At 39.9% G+C, this 12,386-nt stretch carries 14 protein-coding genes and 1 tRNA gene; 7 read left to right on the top strand and 8 right to left on the bottom strand.

Annotated elements, in window-relative coordinates; genetic code table 11:
* Positions 1-173 precede the first annotated feature (173 nt).
* From AC1M9A_RS04885 to AC1M9A_RS04875, 3 genes are all read left to right on the top strand, one after another.
* The gene (locus AC1M9A_RS04885; protein ID WP_481609759.1) at positions 174-935 is read left to right on the top strand and encodes a hypothetical protein; all 762 of its coding nucleotides are present in this window, start codon (positions 174-176) and stop codon (positions 933-935) included.
* 129 nt (positions 936-1,064) lie between these two features.
* On the top strand, positions 1,065-1,796 hold the full coding sequence (hisA, locus tag AC1M9A_RS04880) for a 1-(5-phosphoribosyl)-5-[(5-phosphoribosylamino)methylideneamino]imidazole-4-carboxamide isomerase (RefSeq protein ID WP_035267561.1): 732 nt from the start codon (positions 1,065-1,067) through the stop codon (positions 1,794-1,796).
* 53 nt (positions 1,797-1,849) lie between these two features.
* On the top strand, positions 1,850-2,737 hold the full coding sequence (locus AC1M9A_RS04875) for a DMT family transporter (protein WP_481591884.1): 888 nt from the start codon (positions 1,850-1,852) through the stop codon (positions 2,735-2,737).
* Positions 2,738-2,739: 2 nt separating this feature from the next.
* Here AC1M9A_RS04875 and AC1M9A_RS04870 read toward each other — a convergent pair whose 3' ends face one another.
* Genes AC1M9A_RS04870 through AC1M9A_RS04855 form a run of 4 tightly spaced genes read right to left on the bottom strand, consistent with a single transcriptional unit; the run spans position 2,740 to position 5,101 of the window.
* Positions 2,740-3,054 carry an antibiotic biosynthesis monooxygenase family protein gene (locus tag AC1M9A_RS04870; protein WP_035267565.1) on the bottom strand — a complete coding sequence of 105 codons (315 nt, stop codon included), beginning with the start codon at positions 3,052-3,054 and terminating at the stop codon, positions 2,740-2,742.
* A gap of 26 nt (positions 3,055-3,080) precedes the next feature.
* Positions 3,081-3,473, bottom strand: a complete 393-nt coding sequence (locus AC1M9A_RS04865; protein WP_035267567.1) for a DUF4870 family protein — start codon at positions 3,471-3,473, stop codon at positions 3,081-3,083.
* 29 nt (positions 3,474-3,502) lie between these two features.
* Positions 3,503-4,126: a DUF1294 domain-containing protein gene (locus tag AC1M9A_RS04860; RefSeq protein ID WP_035267569.1), complete on the bottom strand. Its 624-nt coding sequence runs from the start codon at positions 4,124-4,126 to the stop codon at positions 3,503-3,505.
* A 24-nt stretch (positions 4,127-4,150) separates the two neighbouring features.
* Positions 4,151-5,101, bottom strand: coding sequence for a homoserine kinase (locus AC1M9A_RS04855; RefSeq protein WP_481609758.1), 951 nt, complete (start codon positions 5,099-5,101; stop codon positions 4,151-4,153).
* Between the two features lie 114 nt (positions 5,102-5,215).
* On the opposite strand from AC1M9A_RS04855, the gene hisF reads away from it, so the two are divergent.
* Positions 5,216-5,974 (top strand): imidazole glycerol phosphate synthase subunit HisF, encoded by a 759-nt coding sequence (gene hisF / locus AC1M9A_RS04850; protein WP_035267573.1) that lies wholly within the window; start codon positions 5,216-5,218, stop codon positions 5,972-5,974.
* Between the two features lie 267 nt (positions 5,975-6,241).
* Here the strand turns inward: hisF and AC1M9A_RS04845 are convergent, their stop codons facing one another.
* On the bottom strand, positions 6,242-6,877 hold the full coding sequence (locus AC1M9A_RS04845) for a hypothetical protein (protein WP_035267575.1): 636 nt from the start codon (positions 6,875-6,877) through the stop codon (positions 6,242-6,244).
* A gap of 199 nt (positions 6,878-7,076) precedes the next feature.
* On the opposite strand from AC1M9A_RS04845, the gene AC1M9A_RS04840 reads away from it, so the two are divergent.
* Entirely contained in the window at positions 7,077-8,084 is a 1,008-nt protein-coding gene (locus AC1M9A_RS04840) for an AraC family transcriptional regulator (RefSeq protein WP_035267577.1), read from the top strand.
* Between the two features lie 42 nt (positions 8,085-8,126).
* Here the strand turns inward: AC1M9A_RS04840 and AC1M9A_RS04835 are convergent, their stop codons facing one another.
* Positions 8,127-8,372: a hypothetical protein gene (locus tag AC1M9A_RS04835; protein WP_035267579.1), complete on the bottom strand. Its 246-nt coding sequence runs from the start codon at positions 8,370-8,372 to the stop codon at positions 8,127-8,129.
* A gap of 72 nt (positions 8,373-8,444) precedes the next feature.
* A complete protein-coding gene (locus AC1M9A_RS04830) occupies positions 8,445-9,488 on the bottom strand; it encodes a DNA/RNA non-specific endonuclease (protein WP_481609757.1) in 1,044 nt (347 codons plus the stop codon).
* Positions 9,489-9,788: 300 nt separating this feature from the next.
* On the opposite strand from AC1M9A_RS04830, the gene AC1M9A_RS04825 reads away from it, so the two are divergent.
* Entirely contained in the window at positions 9,789-10,151 is a 363-nt protein-coding gene (locus tag AC1M9A_RS04825; RefSeq protein WP_228133254.1) for a hypothetical protein, read from the top strand.
* 69 nt (positions 10,152-10,220) lie between these two features.
* Here AC1M9A_RS04825 and AC1M9A_RS04820 read toward each other — a convergent pair whose 3' ends face one another.
* Entirely contained in the window at positions 10,221-12,101 is a 1,881-nt protein-coding gene (locus tag AC1M9A_RS04820) for a potassium transporter Kup (RefSeq protein ID WP_035267583.1), read from the bottom strand.
* 123 nt (positions 12,102-12,224) lie between these two features.
* On the opposite strand from AC1M9A_RS04820, the gene AC1M9A_RS04815 reads away from it, so the two are divergent.
* Positions 12,225-12,315, top strand: a tRNA-Ser gene (locus AC1M9A_RS04815).
* Positions 12,316-12,386 lie beyond the last annotated feature (71 nt).

Below are 12,386 nucleotides of genomic sequence, written 5' to 3'. Positions count from 1 at the left end.
AAACATTACCCTTGTGTTGTATTAAGTTGCTGTTTTTACGGCATATCTTCAAAATTATTCCACTTATATTGTTTTTTTTCGATTTGTCTGAAATTTTTTTCTTTGTTAATTATGAACTTGCTGAAACAACAAAGATCCAACACTAACCACATATATTTTGGAGCAATCTGCACATGTTTAAACTTTTTACTGGAAAAATCAGTGGCGTTCTAAGCCTTGCTTTACAGGGAATTACGAAAGCAGTTGGTTTTATTCTAGAAACCGTAACGACAGTTGTAGATACCGTTGTTGACACAGTAGGGACGCTGACCAAACCATTAACGGATAAGTTAACAGAATTGCCACTGATCGGAGATACAGTGGAATCGGTACTCAATCTTGAAAATAATTTACTAGGAAATTTAAGCGGAGGCTTACACGCTATCGCTGATGATTTTTCGAAGGGAGATCTATTAGGGGGCATTAATACTGCATTGAATGGCACTACTGCAACTGTAGGCCAAACCATCAAAGATGTTTCAAATGTTGTAGGTGAAGTCGCTGGTTTAGCCGATCCCGTGACCGACCTGCTAAGCCAAGTGCCAGGTTTAGGTGCTGTCGTAGATGTTGTCGGAGAAACTTCTTCAAATCTTTTGGGATTCGTGAGTGAAACGGGAGATTATGTCGCAAGTACCAAACCTCTTGATCTCGTGACTGGTCTCATTGATGATCCTTTAGGCAGTGTCACAGGAACATTAGGAGACGTCTCAGGAACATTGGATAATTTACTGGATGATTTAGCACCTGTAACAGATACTCTGTCATCGATTCCTGTCGTGGGTGATCTTGTAGGATTCACGGGAGAGATCACAAATGCTTTAGGTGCAATCCCAACCAGTATCACACCAACTAGCTTTGATCTAATCTCTAACTTAGATACAACACCATACATTTAATTCAAAGTTCGTATTAAAAACCGTCAACATTGTTCTGACGGTTTTTTTTCATTGTTACTTCGCTCATTTGATGTTTCTTTGCTAAGATTGCTGCGAATAAACTCCAGAATACTGGCAAGGAGCGAAAGCATGCTGATTATCCCTGCAATTGACCTTAAAGATGGTAAATGTGTCCGTTTAAAACAAGGTCGTATGGAAGACGATACCGTTTTCTCTGATGATCCTGTGGCAACAGCACAACATTGGGTAGACGCTGGTGCTCGCCGTTTACATTTAGTTGATCTAAATGGTGCTTTCGCTGGTACACCTATTCACAAACCTGTTGTGGAAGCGATTGCAAAAGCACAACCTGAACTGCCAATTCAAATTGGTGGTGGCATCCGTTCTCTTGAAACTATCGAACACTACTTAGATGCAGGTGTATCATTCGTCATTATTGGTACAAAAGCAGTCAAAGAACCTGAGTTTGTTGAGGAAGCTTGTAGAAAATTCGCAGGCCACATCATTGTCGGTATTGATGCAATCAATGGCATGGTCGCAACTGATGGCTGGGCAAATGTAACTGACGTAAAAGCAACTGATTTAGCTAAACGCTTTGCAGATGCTGGTGTATCTAGTATCGTGTATACAGATATTGCACGTGATGGCATGATGCAAGGTGTGAATATCGAACAAACAGTTAATCTTGCGACTTATTCAGGTTTACCTGTGATCGCTTCAGGCGGTGTGACCAATCTTGACGACGTTCGCAACTTAAAAGGTCAGCCTGGTATTTTAGGTGCGATTACTGGTCGTGCAATTTATGAAGGCACTTTAAATCTTCGTGAAGCTCAATTATTACTTGATGAACAAGCGCTCTAATAGCGCATGTTTCTAAAGAGGTCTTAGGACCTCTTTTTTCTTACTTAAAAAATATGTTGAATTTATCTCCTACCCTCAAAACCAAAACACCACAACTTGCCCTTATTGCAATTACGATGATTTGGGGTGCCAGTTTCATAACAGTCAAATATGGATTGAACTTCAGCACACCAGTGCTTTTCGTTGCCTTTCGATTTGCAGCAGCTGCGCTGGCTGTTGGTCTGATCTCACTTCAATATTGTAAATATTTTAGTGCCAAAGATATTTGGGCAGGATTTTGCATTGGAACAGTGATTGCAATTGGCTATGGAACGCAAACCATTGGCTTACAGACCATCACCAGTAGCGAGTCTGCCTTTTTGACAGCACTTTATGTGCCGTTGGTTCCCATCTTATTGTGGTTGCTCTTTAAAAAAAGGCCACATGTCATGACATGGATAGGGGCAGGACTCGCCTTTGTAGGTTTAGTTTTCTTAACAGGCAATGGGTTTGGTGCTATTCGGCTTGAATTTGGTCAGATCATTACCTTGATAGGATCAATTGCGATTGCGCTTGAAATTATTCTCATTAGTTACTTTGCACCTCGAGTCAATTTACGCCGAGTGACGATATTACAACTCATTTTTGCATCGTTAATTTGTTTTCTAATGGCACCATTGGTGGGTGAAACACAACTCCCTGAGTTTAACTGGATCTTCGTTGCGATTATTGGAGGATTAGGACTTGCAAGTGCAATCATTCAGTTAGTCATGAACTGGGCTCAACGCGTGGTTGATCCTTCACAGGCTGCCATTATTTATTCTGGCGAACCTGTTTGGGCGGCTTTGATTGGGAGATTAGCAGGTGAGCGTTTAGCTATGCTCTCAATTTTAGGTGGCGTGTTGGTTGTGCTCGGTGTAATTACCAGTGAGTGGAGACCAAAATTTAAGAAGAAAGAATAAGCTTATTGGGGCTCTTTTAGCTTTAACATCATACATGGTTGAAAATACTGTGCTTCAGGCATAGGCGCATAAAAGGGATGCAAGAGTTCCTTCCATTTTAAATACGCCTCTGACTGCCTAAAACCTTCCGTATGATCTTCAAGTTTGTTCCAGTAAATCAGTAAAATATAAGCATGTTCATTATTCGTATTTTTAATCAGCTGAACCGCATTTAGCCCCTTCATTGGTGAAATAATGTCTTTAGCTAATTTAAAAGCATTTTCGAATGCCTCACTCTGGTTCATTTTGATATTTAAATGAACATGCTCAATAATCATGACACCACCCCATTCATGAGTTTTAATTATTGATACATTGGCTCGTTATCATTGACCTTAATAATTCCTTTGATCGCACGATAAACAATCCAAACCCATGACAAACCAATCACTGCGATACAGAATGTTGTTGCACCCAGTGCTACACCAGCAAAGGCATTAGGATTGTCACCCGTGAAGAATAAGAACAAAAACGGCAGGAACGCGATGATATTCCAAATTAAATACCACCAAAAAGTACGAATTTGCCAAGTAAAATGACTTTCAAAAATTGAGCCCTGTACCTTTGATCGTTTCCAATAGTTAATAATTAGCGCAATAACCGCCAAAATACCTGCTGAAAAAATAGCGATGATATACAGGATATAAAGTAAAATCGTTAAGCTGCGGTTTGGATCTTGATCAGCTGTATAATTCATAAAGTCACCTTTTTAATTTTTTTGAGGCTTTATAATTTCAAACCATTAAATGGTGAAATTATCCATAAAATAATCAGTATATTAAACGCTATAGTACAGAAATAAATTTTTCGAAATGGTTGTTTTTGTGTTTTATGACGCAAGCGTTGCTGAGCAAGCCAAGCACTCGGCCATCCTCCTAATAGAGAAACCACATGTAATGTATTTTCTGGTACACGTTGACTCCCCTGTTGAGCCGCCGCTTTATCGTGTGCATATAAGCCATAGGTGATCAGGTTCATCAATAAAATGACCAACACCACCATCATACTCAATAGCCCCAATAGGACTAATGTAGCAAGCGTCAAGATATAAGCAATAATCGCTACTTGCATCGGTTGCATTTTTTGTTGAGTAACTGGTGAATGACGCGGCTTCGTTTTTACTTTTTTTGCCTGAGTCGCTTTTAAGTATGTTACTTGTTTCGCTTTAAATCGACCTTGACCATCCAATTGAACGATATACTCCAAAGCACAACCTGGAATCGGTCTTGGGCCTGGTTTGGCAAAATCTTTAATGTGAAGGAAAACGCGATCTTTGGATGAATCATTGGGTTGAATAAATCCATAGCCTTTTTCATCAAACCATTCAACTAGACGACCTTGATCACGCATATTTCCCCCAGATTTTTTAAATTTTTAAGCTGTGACAAATTTTAATCTTTCAACCAGCATATTGCGCATTTCTAAAGGATTTTTTTGCAAAATATCCTCGCTAACACGCCCCATTTCTTTGTTCTTTTGAGCCACTAGCAAACGCATCATCCAGAAACGTCCAGCTGCCATCGCTAAATAGAGTTCTAGGCATGATTTTTCATCACTGGTCATTTCACGTACACTTTGATAAGCCTCCAAGAATGCTAAGGCCTTTTCCTCATTCAAATGAACACTTGGATATTCTGTACAGAAATCATTCATCGTAATGGCGATATCAAACAAAAGTTCATCTTTATTCAACTCATAAAAATCGAGTATCCCTTTTAAAGTAGCCCCTTCAAATAAAGTGTTATCTCTAAATAGGTCAGAATGGATAAAACCTCGTGGACGATCAGGGTACATTGCGGTAAGAGCGTCATATAAACCTAACAAACTATTTAATAATACTTGATCGGCTGGATTTAGCGTAGGTCGAAGCTGCTGAGCCACACTTAACCAATAATCATGATTACGATACTCTGCGCGCTCTAAGGGAAAGTTATCGAGAGCCACATGTATTTGAGCCTGTGCAATAGCAATGGACTGAACCTGTTCAAGTGATGAAGGCATAGGATGCTTGCCACGCATTCTAGGCGCAATTTGTGCAGGTTTATTTTTTAAGATCTGAATCGAACGTCCTGAATGTTTCAAAGGTACAGGCACAGGCAGACCTGCATGACCCAGATGCTCAAGTACAGGGACGAGTTCACCTGCGCCGTGTTCATCCATATCTTCAAAAATTGTTAAAACATATTCGGTTTGATCTGCACAAACTAGAAAATAGTTCGTATTTTGAATACCTCCTTGAATCGGAATCAGGTCAATCACCTCTAATCCATAAGGCGTAGCAAAATCCTGAACTTCCTTTAAAGTCAAAGTGGTATAAACCGACATAAAAAAACCTGCGAAAAAACTTACATTATTTTGATAGAATACCTGCTCCGACTACCAAGGTGTAGCACCAAAGTCTGTAAGTTTCATAATCGGCTGTTATTTTTGGAAAAAATTATGCTTGCTAAACGTATTATTCCTTGCCTCGACGTAGATAACGGTCGAGTTGTAAAAGGTGTTCAATTCCTTGATATTCGTGATGCAGGCGACCCAGTTGAAGTAGCACGTCGTTATAACGAACAAGGTGCAGATGAGATTACTTTTCTCGATATCACTGCAACATCTAATGGGCGTGACACCACTTACCGTACGGTTGAGCGTATGGCTGAAACTGTATTTGTACCACTGACCGTAGGTGGCGGTGTTCGTAAAGTTGAAGATATTCGTTTATTGCTTAACGCTGGTGCAGACAAAGTCAGTATTAACTCAGCTGCTGTCTTTAATCCTGAATTCGTTCAAGAAGCCTCTCAACGTTTTGGTGCACAATGTATTGTAGTTGCGATTGATGCAAAAAAAACGGGTGAAAATAAGTGGGAAATTTTCACACATGGTGGTCGCAAACCAACGGGTATCGATGCGATTGAATGGTCTGTGAAAATGGCAGAATACGGCGCAGGAGAATTGCTCATTACGTCAATGGATGCAGATGGTACAAAAGCTGGTTATGACTTAGCATTGATGCGTCAGATTAATGATCGTGTAACGATTCCAACGATTGCTTCAGGTGGTGTGGGTAATCTTCAACATCTAGCAGACGGAATTTTACAAGGGGGTGCTGATGCGGTGCTGGCAGCCTCTATCTTCCACTTTGGTCAACACACCATCCCGGAAGCAAAACAATATTTAGCTGAACAAGGCATTGAAATGCGTCTTTAATCAGGCCCATAAAAAAGAGGCAAATGCCTCTTTTTTTTTGCAAAAAAAAAGAGCCCGAAGGCTCTAAAAACCAAGAAAAAACAGCGCTTGGTTCGTTATGCAAAGCGATAAACTGGAGAGTTCTACCATCAGATTTTCATTCTCCGATTTATTCATCTCATATCATAAATGACAGATCTGCACGAAATCTTGACAAAAGCTACATATTTTATTGACCAATCATGACAAACCAGATGTCAATTCAGCCAATTCCATATCTAATCTGACTTACTCCACTATAGCCAAAGCTTTTTTTGAAATATCGGAGCGCGCTGCTATCTGCTCAACCCACTTTGCGGGGAAATATTGTTCAACAATATGATTGACTCGTTTTGAAATAAAAGACGGTAACTGCACCCCTAAAGGGTTATCTTCCTTCAAATCTGGCGTTGAAATGACACGTGTCCCTAAAATGTAATCAAACCAAGGCTTAGTGACACACCAATTTGCATCTTGATTGGCGTTCATATGGTGGTCATAGTGCCAAGGAATTTTCTTTTTTGCCCAATGAGGTTCGAGGTGAGCTCTGCGATGCGTGTAGTAGTAGTTACAAGCACTATAAAGCACGGATAAACTCATGCCTTTCGAGATTGGATAAAATGCTGTTCCAAATACAGCAGCAACAATCCCCAATGATACGATTTCATTTTTTGTTCGCCAATTTGAGATTCCCTCTACATAACCCTCATCATGGAAATCTTGTGTTCTAACTTCACGGTGATGTGCCCAATGAGATTCCATATTTTTAGGCACAGGACTAAACCTCGCTTTACCCGGACGGTGTACACCATGTAGAACATATTTATGCGCGACCCATTCAAATCCATTGGCAATGATTAAGCCTGCAACAAAACCTTTAATCATGTTCAAAATCCCTGTTTCTTTTCTTTCAATATATCTAACTCAAGCTCTCAACCATTGACGCAAGATAAAATTTTCATTGACAAATCACGACATATTTTTCAATGTCGTATGGTAGAAAAAGCGCTTGTATGGCACTGTAAAAACAGGCTTAATAACTCATCGTGATTTCAATTGATAAAACAAGAAAAGTATTAATCACATGCAGCAGATAAAGGATTATTCAGGCTCGGTTCATGGTGGACTTGGACATCTCTTACATAATTATTGTGAAGAGAGCGGTCTCCCTATTTCTGCAAAATTGGCAAGTATTCAGCAAGCCGAACGCTTTGACTTTAGCATTTGGCGTGAAATATTAAATGAAATTTATGAAGTACACCCACAACCTGCGTTAGGGTTAGAAATTGCTCAATGGGTCAAACCGCAACATTTAGGCATTATCGCGTATATCGCTTTATCATGCGATAACCTAGCAGAAGCACTCACCCGTTATCATGAATATCATCGTTTAATTTATGATGGTACACCTCTCGCCGTTGATCTGGAGCAAGGCGTATTTAGCGTACGTTGGGAAGATTTGCCAATGCATTTGTCGACACAAATCACGGATGAAATTGCGATGGCATTATTGGTTGAATTTCTAAAACGTTATGCGGGTATTGAGCATTTACATATTCAAGAAATTCACTTTCGCTTTCCAGCACCAAAAAATATTGCGATTTATGAGCGTTTTTTTCAGAGCAAAGTAAAATTCTCTCAGCCTCATGTCAAGCTTACTTTTCCAAGCCAGCTCCTACAAGCACCGATTAAACAAGCTGATCAAACTTTACAAAAACTCCTGATGCAACAAGCTCAAGATTTGTTAAGTCGACTCCCCAACAACACACAAATCGATGAACGGTTACAGCAAGCCATTCTGATTGGAATCCAAAGACACAATTATCAAATTCAAACTGTCGCAGAACAAGTGGGAATGTCAGTCAGACAACTTCAGCGCCATTTACAAAATCAAGGTGATACCTATCAGCAGCGCGTTCAAGAAGTTCGCAAACTTCTAGCGATTCAATATTTACAAGATCCTTATCTCAGCTTACACGAGATTTCGTTATTGCTCAGTTATTCCGAACAAAGTGCATTCCAACGCGCATTTCGTCAGTGGATGAAGATGACGCCCCAACAGTGGCGTATTCAACATCATATTCGCACTTGATGATTGTGAATTTAAGTCTTCAGTCTAAAGATGATTGATGAATCACAAGAAAGGATTTTCTATTTCATTCTCAGCCGTCGTTTCTATTTTTTCTACTAAATTTTTTTGATCTTCTAAGTAGATGACCATTGCATCTAAATATTGTTTTAACGCTTTCGCAGCGGCTAAACCGGCTTGATCTTTGGTGATTTGCAAGTTGCCATAAATACTCACACGATCAAGATCGTTTTCAAGCGTCAAGTCATGAATGGAATGTGACTCAGTCCCATTTTTAAAAGGCTTAAACATGGCAAATCTCTTTAAGTTTATAAATATCAATCCCTGAAGATAAATGAATCTTCAGGGCGAATTCGAGCTTTTTTATTTAAGGATTTGTAATAAATATTGCAACAACGCTTGAACCAACTCTTTCACGATTGCATCTTGTGCTTGTTCATCGATCTTAGCCTCTTGATTCGTTGCGGTTGTATTGACAGGTACGCTTTGACTACTAAACTCTTTTTGCAGCGCTTTGAGTTGATCTGTTGAGATATCAACTGCACATTGGCTTTCGGCATCCCAGTGCGAATACTCTATGGCTTGTTGGGCTTTGACCTGATTGGCTTTTAATGGCAATTTATAAGTATTACGCTTTTGCTCAGATGTAAGTTGAGGAAACAGATTCATGCCAAGCACTTCTTCTAACTGGCATACACTGACCACTTGCATCTGTAGTGAATTATTATTTGGAGCGTAATATGCGCCAATAGCACCTGTTTTAGGTATATATACGGCTTTAAACACCGCTGTTGGAACAATAACACCGCGTCCAATGGTTTTCAGTTTTTTGCCACTATATACAGGCCCGGTAATCACATACACATCATGTTTCTGCTTCGTAACGATTGCACGTGTCGCTTCCTCAATTTCTCGCCAGATTTGTTGGTTATTCTGCGGAGCTTGAGGAACCATATTGGCTAAAGAAAAACTGTCGTACTGTGCAGCTTTATTTGGCATATCAGCATTTGGAGCCATATGACCACGGTCATATCCCGACCCACGATAATCTGATAATAATGCTCGATGCTTTTCTGCTACACGAGTCTCCTCATGGAAACTGTCTTCTCTTTTTATTTTTTGGCTCAGCCGATCTGGATTCAGATATTCAGCTACCCATAATGGTGTTTTTGAGACACCAGAATACATAGTGGTGAATCCATTAAAGCATAATGGGTAGCGATCTTTACTTAAGCTCTCTTTGATTAAATAAGGTGGCTCTTGGCGATAAAATTGATTTAGACAAGCTGTATTATTAACCGAACCTGAAAATGGCAGATATGAAGACAACTTTTCTTGACCGAAAGCAATTGCAAAGCTTCCTGCTGCAACAATACCTAATACAGCTTTTACCACAATATTATTCAAACTCAGATTACCTATTCATTCCGTGTTCAACTTCTGGCCCAATGCGTGGGCTTTATTCAAAACCGGCCACAGCTTAACAAGCTATGAATTTGAAGTACATCAAGTGAATTTTCAAGTGAATAAAGGATCTTCGCATTCCGTTCAAATATCACTCAAAATAAGTAACAAATTGTTGTTTTTATAGAATAGTTTTTTAATACTCTTTAAGGTTTTACGTGTATTTGATTGAATTACATCAATTACTTGTGAGATGGTATAAAAGTTATTTAGTAAATTAAAAGAATTGAAAGTGAGGACACTATGAAATTAGCACATACTTCTTTGACAGCATTAGTAATGGGTTTATCTTTGGCAAGTGCAAGTGCATTTGCTGAGCCACCAGTTCAAGCTGGCGAAACTTTGGAAAGCCTTTCTAAAGCTAAAGTCGTAACAACAGTGAATGGTCAGCCTGGTACTTTACAAGAAGTATTAGCTAATGGTCAGATGAAAGTTATTTCTGAAGGTGCTACAACACAAGCGCCTGCTGATGCGAAAGCGCCTATTGGAAACTTACCACCTGCTGAAGCAGAAGAAACTGCTCCTCAAGCACAAACTGCAGTTCCAGCTCAACCTGAAGTAAATGCAACTGAAGAAGCGCCTGTAGAAGCACCAGCGGCTGAGTAAGGTATTAGGCTTAATAAAAAACCGCCTTTGAGGCGGTTTTTTATATCCAAAATTTTAGCAAACGCTTACTCAGATTTCGATCTGGCTTCCCATTTCGACCACGCGATTTGGTGGAATTAAATAGAAATCACTCACAGGACTGGTATTCCGCTGCATTGATATAAATAATTTTTCACGCCATGGCGCCATTCCTTCTCCCACGGTATGAATCAGACGATCACGTGAAATAAAGAAACTAATTTGCATCATATCAAATTCAAAATTTAACTGCTCATATGCCGCTTTCAGCGCGACTGGAATGTTGGGTTGGTCTTTAAACCCATAATATACAAAAATCCTAAAGAATCGATTATCCATCTTTTCTACACGAATTCTCTCAATATCAGGTACATAAGGTACATCTTTAGTAATGACCGTAATCATCATATTACGTTCGTGTAGAACCTTATTATGCTTAATATTGTGCAACATCGCATGTGGAACGATATTAGGTGTTCCTGTGAGGAAAATTGCATCCCCAGGAACGATCAGCGTTTCATCACTCATCTTGACACTTTGAATAAAGAGATCAATAGGTAACGCATCAGACTCAAGCTTATTAAGTACGATTTGACGGCCATCTTTCCACGTCATTAAAACGGTAAATACAATTGCACCAATCAAGATTGGCACCCATCCACCACCAACAATTTTTAAAGAAGTCGAAGCAACAAAAATGAGGTCGATGATCAATAAAGGCACAGCAAAAAGGGCTACTTTCCAAACAGGCCAGCGCCAAACGCCATAAGCTAAAATCGAAATTAAAATCGTACCGCACAGCATCGTCATGGTCACTGCTACACCGTAGGCACTGGCAAGATTCGCGCTATTTTCAAATAATAAAATGAGAATAATGACTGAAATAAATAATACCCAGTTGATGAACGGGACATAGATTTGTCCTTGTTCAACATCAGATGTATGTTGCACGGTTAAACGCGGTAAATAGCGCAATTGAATCGCTTGATTGACCATTGAGAATACGCCCGTAATCACCGCTTGAGACGCAATCACGGCAGCAGCGGTTGCAAGACCAATCATTGGAAATAAAGCCCAATCAGGGACCAACAGGTAAAATGGGTTCTCAATTGCATTTGGATCTCGTAAAAGTAAAGCACCTTGACCCGCATAGTTAAAAACTAGACTTGGCAATACAATCACAAACCAAGCAAGCTTAATAGGCATACGACCAAAATGCCCCATATCTGCATATAGTGCTTCACCCCCCGTCATCGTTAAAATGACGGCACCCATCGTGAGGAATGCAACAAAAGGTTGGTTGATGATAAAGCCAAACGCCCAATGCGGACTGATCATTGCCAACACGAACGGTGTTTGCATAACACTCCATAAGCCTAATAGTCCAATTGATGCAAACCACAATAATGTGATTGGTCCAAAGAACTTACCCATGGTCGCCGTGCCGTGGCGCTGAATTAAAAACAGTGCTGTTAAAATACCGATGGCCAATGGTAATAACCATTGATTAAACATCGGAGTCGCAATACTTAAACCTTCAATCGCGGATAAAATAGAAATTGCTGGGGTAATAATGCCATCACCAAAAAACAGTGATGCACCGATAAAGCCCAAGGCAATGAGATAAATTTTGCGCTGATCTGCAATACGAGTTGAACGTAGATTTAAGGCAAGAAGCGACATAATACCGCCTTCACCATTGTTATCTGCCTTCATAATGACTGAGACATATTTAAAGCTGATGGTGAGCATCATGCACCAGAAAATGAGCGACAAAATACCCAGAACGGTTGCCTCAGTAATTGCAATATGAGCCGTAAGGAAGCATTGACGCAATGCATACAGAGGACTGGTTCCAATGTCACCAAACACCACCCCTAATGCTGCCAATGTTACCGCAGGAAGTGCGGCTTTTTTTGCAGTGCTTTGCATATTTTAGTCTTCATGCATTCGACAGAATTTTTCGGCAATCATATCACTGGCTAAAAACTTTTTCTTTAAATCAATTGTTTCAACTTGGCATCTGCTTTTTTTTTAGTTATCATCGCACGCCTTGGTGAAGTGTCCGAGTGGCTGAAGGAGCACGCCTGGAAAGTGTGTATACGTTAATAGCGTATCGAGGGTTCGAATCCCTCTTTCACCGCCAGAATTTAAAAAACCGAATCATGAGATTCGGTTTTTTTTTCGCCTAAAACTTCGCTTTTGGCACGTATCTCG

The organism is Acinetobacter sp. ANC_7634, assembly GCF_056779875.1.
Note: the sequence above shows the minus strand (reverse complement) of the source record. Positions and strands in the feature narration are given on the sequence as shown.

Bases quoted from the DNA above. Each gene is read 5' to 3' on its own strand.
- AC1M9A_RS04860 (WP_035267569.1), bottom strand. From the start codon at position 4,126: ATGCGTGATCAAGGTCGTCTAGTTGAATGGTTTGATGAAAAAGGCTAT.
- AC1M9A_RS04835 (WP_035267579.1), bottom strand. From the start codon at position 8,372: ATGTTTAAGCCTTTTAAAAATGGGACTGAGTCACATTCCATTCATGAC.
- AC1M9A_RS04875 (WP_481591884.1), top strand. From the start codon at position 1,850: ATGTTGAATTTATCTCCTACCCTCAAAACCAAAACACCACAACTTGCC.
- AC1M9A_RS04840 (WP_035267577.1), top strand. From the start codon at position 7,077: ATGCAGCAGATAAAGGATTATTCAGGCTCGGTTCATGGTGGACTTGGA.
- AC1M9A_RS04855 (WP_481609758.1), bottom strand. From the start codon at position 5,101: ATGTCGGTTTATACCACTTTGACTTTAAAGGAAGTTCAGGATTTTGCT.
- hisA (WP_035267561.1), top strand. From the start codon at position 1,065: ATGCTGATTATCCCTGCAATTGACCTTAAAGATGGTAAATGTGTCCGT.
- hisF (WP_035267573.1), top strand. From the start codon at position 5,216: ATGCTTGCTAAACGTATTATTCCTTGCCTCGACGTAGATAACGGTCGA.
- AC1M9A_RS04885 (WP_481609759.1), top strand. From the start codon at position 174: ATGTTTAAACTTTTTACTGGAAAAATCAGTGGCGTTCTAAGCCTTGCT.
- AC1M9A_RS04820 (WP_035267583.1), bottom strand. From the start codon at position 12,101: ATGCAAAGCACTGCAAAAAAAGCCGCACTTCCTGCGGTAACATTGGCA.
- AC1M9A_RS04870 (WP_035267565.1), bottom strand. From the start codon at position 3,054: ATGATTATTGAGCATGTTCATTTAAATATCAAAATGAACCAGAGTGAG.
- AC1M9A_RS04865 (WP_035267567.1), bottom strand. From the start codon at position 3,473: ATGAATTATACAGCTGATCAAGATCCAAACCGCAGCTTAACGATTTTA.
- AC1M9A_RS04845 (WP_035267575.1), bottom strand. From the start codon at position 6,877: ATGATTAAAGGTTTTGTTGCAGGCTTAATCATTGCCAATGGATTTGAA.
- AC1M9A_RS04825 (WP_228133254.1), top strand. From the start codon at position 9,789: ATGAAATTAGCACATACTTCTTTGACAGCATTAGTAATGGGTTTATCT.